The sequence below is a fragment of the Providencia rettgeri genome, assembly GCF_023205015.1.
In the GTDB taxonomy this organism is placed as follows: Bacteria; Pseudomonadota; Gammaproteobacteria; order Enterobacterales; family Enterobacteriaceae; genus Providencia; species Providencia rettgeri_E.
Genome location: NZ_CP096258.1, coordinates 700,681 through 719,028 on the forward strand (window position 1 = coordinate 700,681; position 18,348 = coordinate 719,028).

Consider the following 18,348-nt stretch of genomic DNA (forward strand, 5'->3'; position numbering starts at 1 on the left):
GAGTTTTTTGATAGTAATAATTATTATCAATTGACTCATTGGAATTCGATGTGAAATCTTTGCCTCTTTTAGGTTGTATGTTGTTTTCTTCTACGGTAATGGCAACACACACTGACTGCACGCGTTTATCTGAGCTTTCCTTTGCTGAAGGGGTGCATGATAGTGAGGGTCATAGTTGCTTATCTTTTGAAGTATCACAGCAAGATTTTATAAAACAACGTGGTGAAGGCCTTTCCAAGGTCCTGTTATTGAATTCCAATAAACAGCCAGTGCGTGCATTGCAAGAGTATGGCTCAGTACAAGAACCCCATAGTGCGGATTATGTCGTATCAAAAAATGGGGTTTATTATCTTGCATTGAATGGTGAGCCGGGTAAACCTTGGCAATTAAAGTTTGATGTTAGCCCATACCAGCCTTTAGTCATTAAAAAGGAGAATGAACCCGTTAGCCCCAAGCTACAAAGTTTACTTGATGAACATTACCAAAAAGGGGATACAAGCGCATTTTGGCAAGCTGTCACCGCGCAAGGCACGCCATTGGTTGAAGATTTTTCAAATAGACAAAAACGGGTGACATTCCTTTGGCGTGGCGCGAAAGCAAATGCTTATATTCTAGGGGCACCATCTGGTAATCACGAAAGAATGGCTCACTTGGCGGGAACGGATATTTGGTATCGCTCTTTTATCATTCCTAATGATACGTTATCGCAATATAAAATTGCACCGGATATTCCTTCAGTGCCTGAAGGCGGTTTTGCTCAACGTAAGGCGATTTTAGTCACTGCGCAGTCTGATCCCTATAATTCACACGTTATTCCTTCTCTGAGCATAGATAAATATAACCGTTTTTCATTGTTATCATTGGTACCGAATATACGCCAATGTCATTTCTCTGATGTAGCAAACTGGCAGGTTAAAGGCCGTTTAGAAACATTTGTGTTAACGAGTGAAGTGCTAAAAAATGAAAGAAAAATAACGGTTTATCGGCCTAATATACCAATGGAAATCCCTGGGTTATTGGTGCTATTGGATGGGCAAATTTACTTGCAAAACTATCAAATGGATAAATTCTTTGATAAGTGGATGGCGCAGGGGAGTTTCCCAGCGATGAATATTGTGTTTGTCGATAGCATCAATTCAGCGCGCCGTGGCGATGAACTTCCTCCTAATGATGCGTTTCCTCAGTTGCTGGCGGATGAACTCATGCCTGAATTAGCGAAAATGGGAATTCAAGCACCAGCAAGCCATACGATTATTGCAGGTTCCAGTTATGGAGGGCTTGGGGCGACATGGAATGCGTTACAGCATCCTGAAATTTTTGGTAATGTTATTAGTATGTCAGGATCTTATTGGTGGGCTCCAAAAGATAAAGACCCTGAGTGGTTGATCCGTGAAATCGAAATCATGCCAACGCAACCGATCCGTTTTTTCCTTGAGGCTGGCTTATTCGAACAACGCGGTAGTTGGGGGGGAATTATTCAAAACCACTATCGGTTATTCGATGTTTTAAAACATAAAAATTATCAAGTTGATGCCATTGAGCTCCCTAGTGGGCACGACTACGTTTCTTGGTGTGAAACACTTTATGAGGGAACAAATCAACTTGTATCACAATGGTAAATCGCCATAACGCTAATTCACAAAAAGCAGCTGATATTTAGCTGCTTTTTCACATTTATGACAAACGTCTTCATTTCGCCATAAAAGCGTCATTCAACTGTCATCTGGCTCCTTTAGCATGCCTGTCATTATTTGAAATACACATTTTCTCTTTTCATTATTGATTGGCAAGGAAACAGTTATGACTGGTAATTTTATGAAATCCCTTTTAGCTGTCACGGTAAGTACTTTAATTTTAGGGAGTACAGTCCCTGCCTATGCAGCTGATAAAAATGATGCAGTGTCAGAAAATCGTGCCGCGCAAGGCGACATCACCAAATTTGGTGGTGCGCGTCGTTTAGCGACAGAACAAACTGATATCATGAAAGCAGCACTTCACAATGGCCAAGCCAAAAATGTGATCCTATTTATTGGTGATGGTATGGGTGACTCTGAGATAACCGTTGCTCGTAACTATGCAGAAGGCGCTTCAGGGTTCTTTAAAGGTATTGATGCCCTGCCAATCACTGGCCAATATACCCATTATGCGTTAGATAAAAAAACACAAAAACCTGACTATGTGACTGACTCTGCCGCATCTGCCACGGCGTGGTCTTCCGGTGTGAAAACCTACAATGGCGCATTGGGGATTGATGTATTTGGTAACGACCATGAAACATTAATTGAGATAGCTAAACGTAATGGTAAAGCGACGGGGAACGTCACGACTTCCGAGATCCAAGATGCAACACCTGCTGCACAGTTTTCGCATGTCAGTGCGCGTAAATGTTATGGCCCTGAGGAAACAACAGAAAAATGTGCGGCTAACGCGCTAGAAAATGGCGGTCGTGGTTCAATTTCAGAGCAACTGTTGGTAACTCGCCCTGATGTCACCCTTGGTGGTGGTGCTAAGAGCTTCAAGCAAGAAGCAAAGGCGGGTGACTACAAAGGTAAAACGTTGGAACAACAGGCAATTGAGCGTGGGTACAATATTGTACGTGATGCGAAGTCATTAGATAGCATTACAGTTGCAAATCAAGATAAACCTGTCCTGGGCTTATTCCATGATGGCAACATGACTGTTGCATGGGAAGGCCCGAAAGCGGTTCATTACGGTAATATCAACAATGCGCCGTTAGAATGTAAACCGAATGCTAAGTTAGACCCGAATGCACCAACATTAGCTCAAATGACGAAAAAAGCGATTGAGCTGTTAGAAGTCAATCCAAATGGTTTCTTCTTACAGGTGGAAAGCGCTTCTATCGATAAGCAAGATCATAAAGCAAACCCATGTGGCCAAATTGGTGAAACAGTTGCTCTCGACCAAGCGGTACAAGTCGGCTTAGATTTCGCTAAAAAGCATGGTGATACATTAGTTATCGTGACTGCTGACCATTCACATTCAAGCCAAATTATACCAGAAGGCACAAAATCAACGGGCTTAACGCAAGCGTTGATTACGAAAGACGGCTCCGTGATGGTCGTGAATTACGGTAACTCTGAAGAAGATGATTCTCAAGAGCACACTGGTGCTCAGTTACGTGTGGCGGCTTATGGCCCACATGCGGCAAACGTAATGGGTCTAACTGACCAAACTGATTTGTTCTTTACCATGCGCGATGCAATGGGATTGAAGCAATAAACCAACCCTGTAGTAAAAATTCTCCGCGATAGGATGTTGCGGGGGATTTTTTTATTTATGGCTATTTTTCTCCTTATCTTTCAACCATTCCTCAATCAAATTATTAAATATTTGCACTTCTTTTTTTATTCGTTATCTTGAAAAATGATTTATTAGATAACAATAAATGTGCTTATTCATAGGCACAAATAATGAGAGTGACATAATGAGAGAAGTTCGCGAACTGCAACGAGAGGAAATTCCATCTGTTTGGTCTATCGACCGCACTGAATTAATTGAAAACCTTTATCTATATCAAAATGGCGAGTTGGTGCTATCCAAACAACGGTTTGATATGAAAGGTTGGCCAGAAGGTGAGCCTGAAGCCTATACCCCCCATTTGTTGGAAAGTTATGACCAAGGTGCGGTATTTCTTGGGGTTTTTGAGCTGGGCAAGTTAATTGCTGCTGCAAGTTTAGATAATGTGTGGCGGGGAGAGCAAAAAGATTTATTGCAATTATCTTTTTTGCATGTGAGCCACGCGTACCGTGGAGAAGGTTTGGCAGGAATGTTATTCCAACACTGTGTTGAAATGGCGATACAAAAAGGGGCAAAAGGCTTATATATTTCTGCGACGCCTTCAGAAAATACCGTGCATTTTTATCAACATCTAGGCTGTACTTTAATTGCACAACCTGACCCTGAATTATTTGCATTAGAGCCTGAAGATATTCACTTTATTTATCTATTTTAGTGAGTTTTTATTTTGTAAAATAAGTGTTAATTTATAGGAGGGTGGAATAAAAAAGCATTGAAATTTACTAAAAACTAGATATGATTGATAATCATTATCATTTAAGGGTGAGATCACTATGCCAACTAGCATATCAAAAACCACAGGTTTAAAGCGTATAGGCGCTGGCCTTTGGGGTGTCTTTGCTGTGATATTGTTGAGCATTGCTTACGTACTCAATAATATGGGCTTGGATAATATAAAAATCATTATGATTGTCATGATGGTCGCAACCGCAGGGATGTTGTTCAACCGTGGTTCTCGCCGCTTATTGATTATCCCCGCTGTGATTTCGCTCGCATGTTTTCTGATGGCCTTTGTACTACAAAGGTAGCTTTATAATTTAATAATTAAATAGAACAGAAGAAAGTGGTATCGAAAGATATTGATAATTAAAGGTATTCAATATAGCGGTTTATTTAAATGATTTACTATTGTTTTATAGTAAATAGGCAAATAAGACAGCATTAGTAGTACAGGAAAGGCCGAATGGGCAGGATATTATAAAATGACTGACCAGTGGTGCGAAAGGGGGGACTTGAACCCCCACGTCCGAAGGACACTAACACCTGAAGCTAGCGCGTCTACCAATTCCGCCACCCTCGCAATACTGTCTCGTCAATACTACATTATTGTGGTTTGTACAAAGTTTTAGTGGTGCGAAAGGGGGGACTTGAACCCCCACGTCCATAGGACACTAACACCTGAAGCTAGCGCGTCTACCAATTCCGCCACCCTCGCAATACCTAACTAAACTTTGGCCATCAATGCCTTTCACCAGCAATAATGTGGTGCGGATTTTAGGCTAATTTCGACGAACGTCAATAATTTTTTTATGAAGTATTTTTTGATTGATGAAAAAATGGCCGGTGATGGGTCACTGGCCATTGAGCAGGACGAAAAATTGTATTTTAGTCTAATTTGGATAAGTGAATTAGCGTTTAACTGCTTGGTAAACCTTAAATTTCCCCGTTTTGGCGAGTACTTCATGGCTACCAAATGCTTTATCGAGTAAATCAGGATACGGTAAGAAAGCATTCGCGACGATCCGCAAGCGGCCCCCTTTTTTCAGGTATTTAGGGGCTTGATAAATCATATTTTCAACCGCTCGATAACTGGTGTTTAGGCCATCATGGAATGGTGGGTTAGAAATAATCCAATCAAACTTATCGTTAATATCTGAGTAGGCGTCACTAGCGATGACTTTACCAGTCAGTTTATTGGCTTCAAGAGTGGATGCTGCGGAATCTAGTGCAGACGCACTGACATCACTTAAGGTAAGTTTGATCTCTGGATTTTGTGAGCCGATCACCGCGGCAATCACCCCGTTACCGCAAGCGAGATCAAGCAGATCACCACTCATTGGATCGGTTAATGTTGATAATAGTAGGTCACTACCGATATCAAGCTCATTATGGCTAAATACCCCTGGCAGTGCGTTAATTCTAACATTATCAATCTGATAATGACGCCACCAGCGAGCAATATCAAAGGTTGTCGGTTGTTCTAATTCACCATAGTACAAGGCACAGCGGCGTGCTGAGTCAATTTTTTGTAAGCTAGCGATCCCTTCCATAATGGATTCGGCGCTTTTAACACCACTGCGATTCTCACCGACGATAAAAATTTGGCTACCCGCAGCAAGATGAGTACAAAGGTCATCGAGCTGGAAACAGGCTTCTTGCTTGTTTTTTTGCCAAAAATAAATGAGGGTATCGCAAGGCTGGATAAATTCCGCGGGCGTAGTGGCAGAGAATAACGCCATATCACCCATTAACGGCTGTAAACGCTGCCAGTGGTGATACTGGTTGGTGATGACACGAACACTAGCCGCTTCTAAGGTTGCAGCGAGCTCATCCTGAATGTCACCGGCCAAAATGACATGACGATCTGTAAAATGTTCGAGATGGCGTTGAATAACTTCGCTGGCAGGTGTCAGTAATGACATATTCTGTCAATCTCCTAAAATAATAAAAAAAACCGATGACATCTTACCAAAGATAAGAGAAATAGCATTGCTCTGTTGGCGCTATTGATCCCCTTTGATAAGATGTGGTTGTAAAATTGCGACTGGAAAATCAAATGACACGACGTGACAGGCTTTTAGAACAACTGGGGATCACTCAATGGATGGTGAGAAATCCTGCCGTGTTACGTGGTGAGCGTGGTGTGAGGATCCCAGCGTCGACTAAGCTTATTATTATTACTGATGAGAACCTTGATTTAAATAGCCAATTGCTAAAAGATATTTTTCTTTCCATGAATATTGCACAGGATGATGTGGTTTGTGTAAATTCAGAGCAATTAGGTTTAATCCCAACACCAATAATAACACCATGTTGGGTATTAGGTGATGAAATTCAGCCTGAAGGTTCAAAAATCATATTTACTTCACCTGTTTTGTCTGAGCTAAGTACAAGCTGTAGCGCTAAACAGGCACTATGGAAACAAATTTATCAATATGATGAAAATTTCAACACTAAAGCAATCTGATCTCGCGACTGCGTACTTAATTGAGAAATTGAGCCATGATTTTCCATGGACTGAGCGTGTTTTTTATGGGAACCAAGGGGAAAAGTACCATAACATAAAAATATCTGTTAATAATCAAATTGTTGGTTATGCAATAACACAGTATGTTCTTGATGAAGCGACCTTATTTAATATTGCCATACACCCTGATTACCAAGGGAAAGGCTATGGCCGCTTGTTGTTAGAACAGCTCATTGAAGAACTCGTAAAGAAAGGCATTCTCACGTTATGGCTAGAGGTTAGGGAATCAAATGCATCTGCTTTGCATCTATATGATAAGCTGGGTTTTCACCAAGTGACGGTACGTAAAGATTACTATCCAGCTAAAAAAGGTAGAGAAGATGCTTTAGTTCTTGCTTTGACGCTATTTTCTGATGAATAAATTTAAGTAACAAATAATTTATTACTAATATAGTTAAAACCCCAATATGCGTCATAACATATTGGGGTTTTGTGTTTTTATGGACGACTATTTTTCAATTTCAGGAAGAATAGGTTTATTCATTATTTTGATATTATCTTTTAACGCTTTTTTTTCCGCAGCTTCTGCGTTAACTTCTTCATTGAGCCCTTTATATGTGGAATAACACATAATGAGCATCATGATGGATAGTGGTACTGCCATGGCGACCAGTGCGGATTGCAAACCGGATAATCCACCAGTCATAATTAGCACAATCGCGATTGCCGCAATAATAACTCCCCAAATGGTTTTCGTGACATGAGAAGGATTTGGGTTGCCATTTTCGCTGACCATTCCCAGCACAAATACCGCTGAGTTAGCTGATGTGATAAAGAAAATCAGCACCAAAACAATCGCCAAGACACTAATAAATGTTGATGCAGGGAAATAGTCTAAGAACTTAAATAATGCGGATGTTACATCCGTTTTTACAGCATCGGCTAGTGCTGTTTGGCCGAGATTTTGAATAATATGGATTGCTGATCCACCCATTACCGCAAACCAAGTAAAAGCACTTAATACAGGGATAAACACTGCGCCAATCATAAATTCTTTAATTGTTCTTCCTTTTGATATACGCGCTACAAAGCTACCCACTAATGGTGCCCATGCAATCCACCAGCCAAAGTAAAACAGTGTCCAGTTAGCAATCCAAGTACCGTCATTATAGGGCTCAGTGCGAAATGACATACTGACAAAATTTTGGACGTAATCACCAATACCTTGGAATAACACTTTTAAGATAGTTTGGGTTGGGCCAGATAAAAATATAAATGCCATCAATCCTAGGGCAAGTATGATATTTAAGTTTGATAGGTACTTTATCGCCCCTTGTAATCCAGAGATCGTCGAAGCAACATAAACAACGGTAATTATTGCGATCAATCCAACTTGTACATAAATACTAATAGGCAGTCCCCATAAGTAATTCATACCACTGTTAACTTGTAGTGTACCGAAGCCTAATGATGTGGCGATACCAATGACGACAGATAACATCACCAATATATTGATCCACTTCCCGACAGAGCCGTAAATCCGATCCCCGATTAAGGGATAAAAAACCGAGCTGAGTGAGGATGGTAGCTTTTTTCTAAATTGGAAATAGCCTAAAGCCACACCGACGAGTGCATAACATGCCCATGCGGAAACCCCCCAGTGCAGATAGACATATTGCATCGCTGCTTTGGCAGACTGTTCTGTTAAGCCTTGACCAACAGGTGGGCTGATATAATAGGAAACTGGCTCTGCCACCCCCCAAAACATCAAGCTGATCCCAATCGAGGCACTGAATAACATCGCAATCCAGGTGACCGTGCTGTATTCCGGTTTGTCATCGTCATCACCAAGGCGAATATGACCAAATTTGGAAAAACCGAGAAACATACAGAAGCTGAAAAAGATAAAAACGGAACCTAGGATAAACCAACCTAGATTGTTATAGATAAAACTTAAGGCGGAATGTGAAAATGCTTCCAGTTTATCAGGAATAAATGCACCAAAACTGATTAACGCCAGACTAAAGGCTAGCGACACGTAAAATACGGATTTTTTGTGATTCATCATACCTCTTCTCCAGTTGCTCACTTATTTTTTGTTTTATGAGAGTTGGCTTGCAGGGAATACTCGTTTTGTTTTCAAGGGTACTTTTTTATTAATTGCTACTTTCGGTTTACAGAGAATAGCCATGCAAATATTGTGTAGTCAACAAGTAATTAACTAATTATTAACAGTTGAGATAATTGTAATGTATTTAACTTGTTGTTATATATGTATTAAATGTTTTTGATTGAATTTTTATCAATATTTAGTTTGATCATTAATGGGATCTGCATTAACATTCTTAAAAAAGATGTTAACTATAAGTTTACATAAGTGAGGGCAATTATGAGCAATGCAGCTAAAGTCATTTCGATTAATGATCACCTTGATATTGATAACGCATGGACAATCCCTGCACGTTATTACACGTCTAATGATATTTTTGAGTATGAAAAAGAAAAAATATTCGCTAACTCATGGGTTTGTGTCGGACATGTTAGTGAGGTAAAAGAAAAAAATTCGTATATCACCCGTGAACTTATTGGCGAAAGCCTTGTGATTGTTCGCGGTCGCGATGAGGTGTTGCGCGGTTTCTATAATGTGTGTCCACACCGAGGACATCAACTGATCAGTGGCGAAAGTGGTAAAGTCAAAAATGTGATTACTTGCCCTTACCATGCATGGGCATTCAAGTTAGATGGCCAATTAGCACATGCGACTAATTGTGAAAATGTGAACAATTTTGAAGCTGATGCAATGACATTAAGTAGCTTCCATGTTACTGAACATGCAGGGTTTATTTATATAAATATGACCGTAGGCGAACCGCAACCTATTGAAGAGCAACTTCCAGGTCTAGCGGAAAAAATGCAAGAAGCTTGTGCAGTAATTAGCGACTTAAAATTGGCCGCTCGGTTTGTTAGCCATACACCAGCCAATTGGAAAACTATCGTTGATAACTATATTGAATGCTATCACTGCCCAACCAACCATGTGAGCTTCGCAAGCTCTGTGGATGTCAACGTATACGAACACCAATTATTGGATAATTGGACTGTTCAAATTGGTAAGGCAAAACCTTCCGAGTCCTCCTATCAATTTGATGAATCTGTTTTAGATCCGCGTTTCTTTGGTTTTTGGATTTGGCCTAGCACCATGTTCAATATGCCTCCAGGCGGCGATTTCATGACGGTCATTTATGAGTTTCCTGTGAGCGCAGGGGAAACCTTGCAGCACTATGATATTTATTTTCTCAATGAAGAGTTGACTGAATATCAGAAAAACTTAGTGGAATGGTATCGCACGGTATTCCGTCCAGAAGATTTACGGTTAGTAGAAAGTGTACAAAAAGGGTTGAGATCGCGTGGTTACCGAGGCCAAGGCCGTATCATGGCTGACAGGCAGCGCAGTGGGATTAGTGAACATGGCGTTGCGCATTTCCATAAAATCATCGCTGGCGCGCACACTGAGTAATTACGTTAACCATAAAAATAAAAGGAGAAGTCACAAATGCATCATTTAACTCACCCTGCACTATTTCGTCAGTCATGTTATATCAATGGGCAATGGGTTGATTCAGACAATAAAATCCCTGTGACTAATCCTTTTGATCAATCTGTGCTGGGAACGATCCCCAGTCTGTCGGCCACACAAGTAGATGGGGCGATTGAATCTGCACATTCTGCGATGGAAGGTTGGAGTAAGCAGACGGCGAAAGCACGTTCTATTATTTTACGCCGCTGGTTTGAGTTGATTGAAGCCCATGTTGACGATCTCGGGCGTTTAATGACTCTTGAACAAGGTAAGCCACTGCATGAGGCAAAAGGTGAAATTCGTTATGCCGCGTCATTTATTGAATGGTTTGCGGAAGAGGGAAAACGTGTTTATGGGGAAACCATTCCTCAAACAGTGGGTAGTAACCGCCTTTCGACAATCAAGCAACCCATTGGTGTTTGTAGTGCGATTACCCCGTGGAATTTTCCCGCAGCGATGATCACCCGTAAAGCGGCTCCAGCACTGGCTGCGGGTTGTAGTATTGTTATCAAGCCCGCGACAGAAACGCCTTTTACGGCGCTTGCATTAGCGCAGCTGGCGGATGAAGCCGGTATTCCTGCTGGGATATTCAACGTCATTACTGGGGACTCTCGTGTTCTTGGAGAACGTCTAACTAAACATGCGCTTATCAGTAAATTTTCGTTTACTGGTTCAACACAAGTTGGCCGAATATTGTCCGAGCAGTGCGCATCAACAATTAAGAAAACCTCACTCGAACTGGGGGGGAACGCGCCTTTTATTGTCTTTGATGATGCGGATATTGATAAAGCGGTAAAGAGTGCGGTTCAAGCGAAATTCCGTAATGGTGGGCAAACTTGTGTTTGTGTGAACCGTTTTTATGTTCAAGATGCGGTTTTCGATGAATTTCAGACCAAGTTCGTTGCTGAAGTCGCCAAGTTGCAAGTCGGTAATGGTCTTGATGCCAGTACCGACATTGGGCCGATGATCACAACACGTGCTATCGATGGGATGAATGAGTTATTGCAAGATGCATTAGCGAAAGGCGCTCGCCAATTAACCTTAGGGAATGAAGTGGCGGAGTATGGCAATTTCTTTAATCCCAAAGTCCTTGTTGATGTTGATGACTCAATGAAGATTGTTCATGAGGAAATTTTTGGTCCTATTGCAACATTGATTCGTTTTAGTGATGAAAATGAAGTGATTACTCGCGCCAACAATACGATTTATGGCTTAGCGGCTTATTTCTTTTCTCGTGATGTAGGTCGTGTATATCGTGTAGCTGAAAAGCTACAAAGTGGCATGGTCGGTATCAATACAGGCTTAATTTCTAATGAAGTTGCTCCCTTTGGTGGCGTGAAACAATCAGGTTTAGGAAAAGAAGGCTCTCGATATGGTATTGAGGATTATTTAAGTACTAAGTATCTGTGTTTAGATATTGAATAATAAGAGAGGCACTGTGATGAACCAACAAAAAATTGCAGTCAATATTAGTCGAATTGAGCAAATTAGCCCAAATATTAAAATGTTTGAATTCGTCGCGCAAGATGGTGCTTTTGTGCCTTTTAGTGCAGGTAGCCACGTTACCGTTCACATGGATGGGCAGACTGGTTTACAACGCGCTTATTCGTTAATCAGTGATCCACAGCAGTGTGGCAGTTATTGCATCTCTGTATTGCGTGATGAAAATTCGAAAGGCGGCTCTGCATTTATGCATGAGCAGCTATCGCCAGGGGATAGTTTGTACCTGTCCCCAGCGCAGAATTTTTTCTCGTTGGCACCGGATAACCAATGTAAGCATATTTTGATCGCTGGCGGGATTGGGATCACGCCTTTTCTCTCTTATCTCTATGAATTAGAAGAAAATGGAATGGATTTTGAGCTCCATTACTGTTTTCGTGATAGTGCAACAGCGGCATTTCTTGAACATTTGCAACAGCGTATTGGTTCTCGTTTATTTCTCTATGACGGCAGCCAAGGGCAACGAATGTCTGTTGAACAGCTGGTTCAAGCACAAGCGAGGAATAGCCATCTGTATGTATGTGGTCCCCAATCATTAATTAATGAGGTGATTGAAAAGGGTCATCAGCACCTTGGTGAATCACAGGTTCATTTTGAAAATTTTGGGGAAGTTGCCAGCGAAGGGGATTCATTTGAGGTCTATTTTCAACGTTCAGGCTTTAGTTTGGAAATCGGTAAAGATGAGTCTATTTTGCAGGTAATCGAAGCAGATAAGCGCATTAACGTGGAATGTTTATGCCGTAATGGGGTTTGTGGAACCTGCGAAACGGCAATACTTGAGGGAGAGGCTGATCATCGTGACCACTACCTCGATGATGATGAAAAAGCTGAGCAAAAAACCATGATGTTGTGTGTTTCGCGAGCTAAATCTAAACGGTTAGTCCTTGATTTATAATTAAATTTGCCCCGCTTAGACCACAAGTGGGGCAGAATACCTGTTTTAAATATCGTTTAATTCAAACATTAAAAAAGGCTGTTTTTCATCATTCAAGTGTTGATAAGCAGTAATTTGCTTGTCTTGAAATACGATTTGCCCCCGCCCAGTCCGAAAGACTTCATCTAACCATGGCTTATGGTTGATCACTAATTGATATAATAAACGTTGTAGTTCAAGGTAATCTATTTCTGTCGATTGATTGTGTAAGTTGCTGGCTAATATTTCGCCTGCTTTATCTGTGAATACAACTAAGTGATTGAAATGAGATAATAAAACATCAAAATAGCATTTTATTTTACGCAGGCGCAGTTCAGTATTTTTACGTTCTGTGTTGTCTAAGCTGATCCCAACCAGTTTTGTCACTTTGCCATTAGGGCCTTTGACTCCTGTGGCCCGGGATGTGATCCAACGGTAATCGCCTTCCCAGTTAATTTTAAAATCCATTTCATGGGCACCCCCTTCACGGATAATTTTGGAATATCCATTAACCAACTTTTCCTTGGAGTCATGGCTCATTAAGGCCCAGAAATCTTCATTACTGGTGATTTTGATGCCATATACGGCCTCAACGTTATCGGAGTAGTTCAATTCCCCCGTTAATAAGTCCCACTCCCAGGTCACGATGTCTGCGGATTCTTGAAGATGGACTTCATTGATATTGCGCATGACGCCTGAATGGCTCACAGTGATTTGGTTATTGGTATATTCACCGTATTTCAACCATATCTTGTCGACATCCAATAACGTGGCGAGCTTTTCAAGATTATCTTCATCAATCATGCCGCCTTTCGTCCACTTGTTGACTGCCGTTCGGGAAACACCAAGGGCTTCAGCTGCCTTTAATTGACTCATTTTTTTCTGTTTTAGCAATTTCAACAAACGTTCTTTGAATGTTTCTGTCTCTGTTTCTGCCATCAATTCATGTTTACCTTATAACTTATGGAGTTAACTAAAAGCCATGTGATAAGTGAGTCGCAAGGTATTGCTCTAGATTTTCGATAAAGACTCTAAGATTAGCACTCGTTCGGAGACTTCTCGAATATACAGCATAAACATCCGCGGTTTGATGCCATTGCGGTAATACTCGCACTAATTGGCCAGACTGCAACTCAGGCAGCACACTCCATTGGGAGCGCAATAAGATACCTTCGCCACTTAAGCACCACTGCTTGGCGACTTCACCATTATTGACGGTTAATTTGCTATTGGGGGTGACCGTCATACTTTCTTGCTGGTGTTCAAGCTTCCATACCGCGGGGGCTTGATTACGTTCTTTAATCGCAATACAAAAGTGCTTTTGTTCCAGTTCTTGTGGATATTTTGGGTAGCCGTGTGTTGCTAAGTAGCTCGGTGAAGCGCACAGGATACGTTGGTTTTGTGCTATCCGCCTAGCAATAAATTGCTCAGCTATCGTACCGCCAATACAGATATCAACATCAATGTTTTCACTAATAATATCGACAGACTTATCGGTTAAAGTGAGGTCAATGCCTAATAAAGGGTAACTTCCCCGCAATGTCAGTATAAACGGGTTAATATAAGCACTGCCAAACCCAGTGCTGCAGCTGATACGCAGAGAGCCACGGATCTCTTCGCGACAGGCGTTGAGTTGCTGTTGCATCTGTTCCAACTCAGTTAGCATCACTTCACTGCTACGTAAAATAATTTGCCCTTCATGAGTGAGCTTAATTGCGCGAGCGGTTCTAAAAAATAAAGTTTGTCCTAAATTTTCTTCTAGCAACTTAATGCGTTTAGAAACATAAGCTGGGGATACCAACAGCTGTGAAGCGGCTTGAGAGAAACTCATCAAACGGGCAACCGTGACAAAAACGCGGATATCCTCTAACGAAGGAAGTTTGTTCATAGTTTGTAAACCTAAGGATTACACTTCATATCTATACTTTATCACAGCAACCCCTAAACTGGAGAACAAACAGATATAATTCATTTATCAGAGGTTTTCACAATGTCACAATTTAACATAGCAGTTATTCCTGGTGATGGTATTGGTACCGAAGTGATCCCTGAAGGGTTAAAAGTATTAGAAGCAGCGGCAAATAAGCACGGGATAAAATTGCAGTTTACCCATTTTGATTGGTCGTGCGAAACCTATCACCGCACGGGGCGTATGATGCCTGAAGATGGCTTAGAACAATTGAAAAAATTTGATGCGATTTTCTTAGGCGCAGTAGGGTTCCCGGGTGTTCCTGATCATATTTCATTATGGGGGCTGCTATTACCTATCCGCCGCGCTTTTAACCAATATGTTAACCTGCGTCCTGTCCGTTTGTTTGATGGCATTAAGTGTCCGTTAGCAGATAAAAAACCGGGAGATATTGATTTTTATGTGGTGCGTGAAAACGTAGAAGGGGAATATTCGGCGATTGGCGGTATTCAGTACGAAGGCACTGATGAAGAAATGGTGCTGCAACAAAGTATTTTTACCCGTAAGGGAACCGACCGTATTTTAAAATATGCTTTTGATTTGGCGCAGTCGCGTGAGAAAAAACATTTAAGTTCAGCGACGAAATCAAATGGACTATTTCATTCAATGCCTTATTGGGATAGCCGCGTAGCCGAAATGGCGAAGCAATACCCAGATATCAAAGTTGACCAATTCCATATTGATATCTTTGCAGCCAATTTAGTGAGAATGCCAGAGTTCTACGATGTGATTGTCGGGTCAAACCTATTTGGCGATATTTTGTCTGATTTAGGGCCTGCTTGTACAGGAACGATTGCGATTGCGCCATCAGCCAATATTAACCCAGAAAAGCAATTTCCATCGATGTTTGAGCCGGTTCACGGGTCAGCACCGGATATTGCAGGGCAAAATATTGCCAACCCAATTGGCACGATTTGGGCGGCAGCGATGATGATGCAACATTTGGGGTGCCCTGAGATGCATGATTCGATTATGTCTGCGGTAGAAACGGCCATTAAGGAGCGCCAACATCTAACCCGTGATATGGGAGGAAATGCGAGTACTCAGGCGTTGGGGGATGAAATAGCCCGTTTGGTCAGTGCTTAGTTGATGCATAAAGACGCTGTTTATTGAGCCAATTTCGTGAGCCATCGAGGGACTGTTTTGCCTGTTCCTCGATGCTTTGCTTTTCAATGATTTTCAAGCGTGATTTCGGAAAGTGTGTACAAACTTGAGTACAAATTCCGTTTTAGGGGGCTCTGGCGAAAATCCCATGACATAAACCGTCTTATATCCCTTGTTATTCATAGGCTTGAGCTAAAAACTTCCATCTTCGGATGGGACTTGTTCTTTTATTACTTGATCTAGTAACTGTACAAAACAAACACACCAAAACATTGCAGATATTACTCGCGGACTGGGCAAAGTAAGTTTTCTAAGGTTCGGTAGATTGGGTTTAAAAGTTCGAAATAATACGGCGATATTCGCCGTGAATAGAAAGAATAGTAAACCACGCCTTGTTGTGATAGTTTATTAAGGCTAGGTTTTACGGCGATATTCGCCGCGAAATAGCAAAGAGGTAAACTAGAAAAAGGTTTGGTGTTTAAAAATGGTTAGTCATTCCCAGCGCGAAACGGTGAAAGAGTCTTATAAGCAGTCTCTTAAAACTCTTTTACCTTATGGTATGTTAGCGACAAAAAAATGGCTTGCAGAGCAGGGCTTGAGTGCTCATGCGTTGGATAACGCTGTCAAAACCGATACGTTATTGCCGCTAGCTATAGGTGTTTACAGCCAGTATTCTCGAACAGTCACTTGGGAAGGCGTAGTCGCTTCTATGCAGCGTATGATGAACAAAAGTGCAGATGAACAACTTCCGCCTGTCGTAGTCGGTGGGTTGTCAGCGCTTTCCATATCTGGTTTGTCGCAATATTTGTCATTAGGAAGTACCCCTCATATTCATTTATATGCAACGGGAAAGCTGCCTTCCTGGCTTGAGAGGCTGTCATTGCCAATTAAGTTCGAAGGACATAGTACAAGTAAACTTTGGCCTGAGAGCTTATTCAAAGATAGAGCATTTGTTAAAGAGCATGAATGGGGAGAGCAATTACCACCTGTATATTTTTCATGTCCTGAAAAAGCCATATTGGAAGTGTTGGTGGATTTGCCTGAAAGTGTGTCATTTGAACATGCCGATGAGCTAATGCAGGGGTTGGTGAATTTATCTCCAAGAAAACTAGATTCGCTCTTAAAAGCGTGTAAAAGCGTAAAGGCCAAACGATTGTTCTTTTGGCTCGCAAAACGCCAAGCTTATCCTTGGTTTGATAAGTTAAATGTAGAAAATTACGATTTAGGCTCAGGTAAGCGTGTTGTTGCTAAAGGTGGAAAATTGGATACAGAGTATCTAATAACAGTACCCCAGCATATGGTGCTGGCAAGTAAAGGATAAGTTCAGCGATGGATAGAAACAGTATTTATTACAAGCAAGTACAGCTTTTGATACAGGTATTGCCTTTCGTTGCCAAACAGGAATGCTTTGCGCTCAAAGGTGGTACAGCAATCAATTTATTTGTCAGAGACTTTCCTCGTTTATCGGTCGATATTGATTTGGTGTATCTGCCAATGAAGAGCCGTGATGATGCCTTGCAGGAAATCTGTGATGCACTTGATGCTATTAGCGTGGATTTAAAAATAACATTTAAAGATGTCGAGCTAACGGAAGCTTATCGGTCAAAACGCGATGCTCTAAGGTTGATCATTGCTCGCAACGGTGTGCAAATCAAAGTCGAGTTATCACCTGTATTGCGCGGTACTGTTTATGAACCAAAGCTGATGGAAGTTTGCGCAGTCGTAGAAGACGAATTTGGTTATGTTGAAATGCCTGTTATTGATTTAGCTGATCTTTATGCTGGAAAGATATGTGCAGCATTGGATAGACAGCATCCAAGAGACTTATTTGATGTGAAGTTGCTTTTGGAGAATGAAGGGCTAACGGATGAAATTCGTAAAGCATTACTCGTTTATTTATCAAGCCATAATCGGCCAATGGCAGAATTGCTCAGTCCGCAATTTAAGGATATTACTGCCACCTATGAAGGTGAGTTTACTAACATGGCCGAGACGGATGTCCCGTTGGTGGAACTGGAAGCCGTAAGGGGACGCCTAGTAGACCTCATTCACCAAGGACTGACCGATGTTGAAAAGGCTTTTTTGCTATCCTTTAAAAATCGAGAGCCTGACTGGTCTTTACTCGGCCTGAATGGAGTCTGTGAGCTTCCTGCCATCAAATGGAAACAAATCAATTTAGCAAAAATGCCGAATGACAAACATACACAAGCCTTAGAAAAGCTGAAAGATGTTCTCAGTATGTGATTTCTAAAAAATAGATGTTTTGCTGCTTTGAGTTGTTGGTTCGTCACATTGGTATCATACAGCAGCTAATCAGCCAGATTTGCTCTGGTAAATCGACTAGGTCTCGTTACACCATGCAATACCGAACAACGGCAATTGCAGCATTATTGGCGTAGTACGACAAGCTATCATCGATTTTTGGTAGCGAAGGAATTTGTGGTTTAGAGACAGTTGTTTATGGGCTGAAGAAGCAATGATTACAAACAGCTACAACTGAGTATTGGCGCACACTGAGAGTAAATGGTAACAGATTAGATAGCCTTTGATTGTTAATACCCCCAAGATCTGCGAAAATAACCGCTAATTTTGATTAACAAGACGGATTTGCGACGCCAAGAGCCACATTGAGCCTCTTCGAATGCTTATACAAATCTGTATATAAACGAAAAGAACGGTTAAATGACAGATCAGAACTTTCTCCATGAAGTTAGCACACGCAGAACGTTTGCTATCATATCTCACCCTGATGCCGCCCAGCCTTTCAACGCTTAAAACCA

The 18,348-nt window shown here is 41.4% G+C and carries 16 protein-coding genes, 2 tRNA genes and 1 pseudogene; 13 read left to right on the forward strand and 6 right to left on the reverse strand.

The genetic code is table 11. The features are described 5' to 3' along the window. Positions 1 to 50: 50 nt before the first annotated feature. From M0M83_RS02970 to M0M83_RS02985, 4 genes are all read left to right on the forward strand, one after another. On the forward strand, positions 51 to 1,619 hold the full coding sequence (locus M0M83_RS02970; RefSeq protein ID WP_248467580.1) for an alpha/beta hydrolase-fold protein: 1,569 nt from the start codon (positions 51 to 53) through the stop codon (positions 1,617 to 1,619). Between the two features lie 181 nt (positions 1,620 to 1,800). After that, complete coding sequence (gene phoA, locus M0M83_RS02975; RefSeq protein WP_213913003.1) at positions 1,801 to 3,240, forward strand: alkaline phosphatase; 1,440 nt, start codon at positions 1,801 to 1,803, stop codon at positions 3,238 to 3,240. Positions 3,241 to 3,445: 205 nt separating this feature from the next. Further along, positions 3,446 to 3,973, forward strand: a complete 528-nt coding sequence (locus M0M83_RS02980) for a GNAT family N-acetyltransferase (RefSeq protein ID WP_213913002.1) — start codon at positions 3,446 to 3,448, stop codon at positions 3,971 to 3,973. A 118-nt stretch (positions 3,974 to 4,091) separates the two neighbouring features. Beyond that, positions 4,092 to 4,346 (forward strand): DUF1435 family protein, encoded by a 255-nt coding sequence (locus M0M83_RS02985; protein WP_125891861.1) that lies wholly within the window; start codon positions 4,092 to 4,094, stop codon positions 4,344 to 4,346. Positions 4,347 to 4,532: 186 nt separating this feature from the next. Here the strand turns inward: M0M83_RS02985 and M0M83_RS02990 are convergent. The 3 genes from M0M83_RS02990 to rsmC all read right to left on the reverse strand — a co-directional run bounded on the left by M0M83_RS02990 (position 4,533) and on the right by rsmC (position 5,960). Further along, a tRNA-Leu gene (locus M0M83_RS02990) sits at positions 4,533 to 4,618 on the reverse strand. A 49-nt stretch (positions 4,619 to 4,667) separates the two neighbouring features. Then, positions 4,668 to 4,753, reverse strand: a tRNA-Leu gene (locus M0M83_RS02995). A 193-nt stretch (positions 4,754 to 4,946) separates the two neighbouring features. Next, on the reverse strand, positions 4,947 to 5,960 hold the full coding sequence (gene rsmC / locus M0M83_RS03000) for a 16S rRNA (guanine(1207)-N(2))-methyltransferase RsmC (protein WP_248467581.1): 1,014 nt from the start codon (positions 5,958 to 5,960) through the stop codon (positions 4,947 to 4,949). 134 nt (positions 5,961 to 6,094) lie between these two features. Between rsmC and M0M83_RS03005 the strand changes: the two genes are divergently transcribed. Both M0M83_RS03005 and rimI read left to right on the forward strand, forming a co-directional pair. Beyond that, entirely contained in the window at positions 6,095 to 6,505 is a 411-nt protein-coding gene (locus tag M0M83_RS03005; protein WP_125891863.1) for a DNA polymerase III subunit psi, read from the forward strand. Beyond that, complete coding sequence (rimI, locus tag M0M83_RS03010; protein ID WP_125891864.1) at positions 6,474 to 6,926, forward strand: ribosomal protein S18-alanine N-acetyltransferase; 453 nt, start codon at positions 6,474 to 6,476, stop codon at positions 6,924 to 6,926. Before M0M83_RS03005 ends, rimI begins: the two co-directional genes overlap by 32 nt. Before the next feature lie 87 nt (positions 6,927 to 7,013). On the opposite strand, the gene M0M83_RS03015 is transcribed toward rimI, so the two are convergent. Then, positions 7,014 to 8,573 carry a BCCT family transporter gene (locus M0M83_RS03015; protein ID WP_248467583.1) on the reverse strand — a complete coding sequence of 520 codons (1,560 nt, stop codon included), beginning with the start codon at positions 8,571 to 8,573 and terminating at the stop codon, positions 7,014 to 7,016. A gap of 321 nt (positions 8,574 to 8,894) precedes the next feature. On the opposite strand from M0M83_RS03015, the gene M0M83_RS03020 reads away from it, so the two are divergent. From M0M83_RS03020 to M0M83_RS03030, 3 genes are read left to right on the forward strand one after another with little or no spacing between them, the layout of a single operon-like run. Next, a complete protein-coding gene (locus tag M0M83_RS03020) occupies positions 8,895 to 10,022 on the forward strand; it encodes an aromatic ring-hydroxylating oxygenase subunit alpha (protein WP_248467584.1) in 1,128 nt (375 codons plus the stop codon). A 36-nt stretch (positions 10,023 to 10,058) separates the two neighbouring features. Continuing rightward, complete coding sequence (locus M0M83_RS03025) at positions 10,059 to 11,507, forward strand: NAD-dependent succinate-semialdehyde dehydrogenase (protein WP_248467585.1); 1,449 nt, start codon at positions 10,059 to 10,061, stop codon at positions 11,505 to 11,507. Between the two features lie 16 nt (positions 11,508 to 11,523). After that, positions 11,524 to 12,477: a PDR/VanB family oxidoreductase gene (locus tag M0M83_RS03030; protein WP_213912997.1), complete on the forward strand. Its 954-nt coding sequence runs from the start codon at positions 11,524 to 11,526 to the stop codon at positions 12,475 to 12,477. Between the two features lie 45 nt (positions 12,478 to 12,522). Here the strand turns inward: M0M83_RS03030 and M0M83_RS03035 are convergent, their stop codons facing one another. Next, positions 12,523 to 13,434, reverse strand: coding sequence for a helix-turn-helix domain-containing protein (locus M0M83_RS03035; protein WP_125891868.1), 912 nt, complete (start codon positions 13,432 to 13,434; stop codon positions 12,523 to 12,525). Positions 13,435 to 13,468: 34 nt separating this feature from the next. After that, positions 13,469 to 14,383 (reverse strand): LysR substrate-binding domain-containing protein, encoded by a 915-nt coding sequence (locus tag M0M83_RS03040; RefSeq protein WP_125891869.1) that lies wholly within the window; start codon positions 14,381 to 14,383, stop codon positions 13,469 to 13,471. A 102-nt stretch (positions 14,384 to 14,485) separates the two neighbouring features. On the opposite strand from M0M83_RS03040, the gene M0M83_RS03045 reads away from it, so the two are divergent. The 4 genes and pseudogenes from M0M83_RS03045 to M0M83_RS03060 form a co-directional block, all read left to right on the forward strand. Then, positions 14,486 to 15,550, forward strand: a complete 1,065-nt coding sequence (locus tag M0M83_RS03045) for a tartrate dehydrogenase (protein WP_248467586.1) — start codon at positions 14,486 to 14,488, stop codon at positions 15,548 to 15,550. Positions 15,551 to 16,052: 502 nt separating this feature from the next. Beyond that, complete coding sequence (locus tag M0M83_RS03050) at positions 16,053 to 16,889, forward strand: type IV toxin-antitoxin system AbiEi family antitoxin (protein WP_125891871.1); 837 nt, start codon at positions 16,053 to 16,055, stop codon at positions 16,887 to 16,889. A gap of 8 nt (positions 16,890 to 16,897) precedes the next feature. Further along, positions 16,898 to 17,812 carry a nucleotidyl transferase AbiEii/AbiGii toxin family protein gene (locus tag M0M83_RS03055; protein ID WP_213912995.1) on the forward strand — a complete coding sequence of 305 codons (915 nt, stop codon included), beginning with the start codon at positions 16,898 to 16,900 and terminating at the stop codon, positions 17,810 to 17,812. 115 nt (positions 17,813 to 17,927) lie between these two features. After that, positions 17,928 to 17,996, forward strand: a pseudogene (locus tag M0M83_RS03060) (LexA family transcriptional regulator); the annotation flags it as partial. Positions 17,997 to 18,348: the final 352 nt, after the last annotated feature.